General features: G+C 53.9%; 1 pseudogene. It reads right to left on the minus strand.

Annotated elements, in window-relative coordinates:
• A pseudogene (locus AAEY99_RS21360) lies at nt 1-282 on the minus strand (retention module-containing protein); the annotation flags it as partial.

Below are 282 nucleotides of genomic sequence, written 5' to 3' on the forward strand. Positions count from 1 at the left end.
TCGTTAACGGAGTTGCCGTTATTGTCTAACGCGGTGGCAGACACGGTGATGTCGCCATCAACTAATGTGGAAACATCCACACCAGCAATCGAATAGCTGCCGTCATTATTAATTGTCACGCCCGTGACCGTGACTTGGGTGCCGTTGGCATCAGTCAGCACTAACGTGACGGTTGAACCTGGGGCCACATCGGTGGTGGTACCGCTAATGTCGGCGGTGGCGCCGCTGTCATTTAAGACTAGATCGACAGTGATGTTACCGGCGGTCGCGTCCAGATTATCG

The sequence above is a fragment of the Shewanella sp. S1-58-MNA-CIBAN-0166 genome, assembly GCF_040310085.1.
Classification (GTDB): Bacteria; Pseudomonadota; Gammaproteobacteria; order Enterobacterales; family Shewanellaceae; genus Shewanella.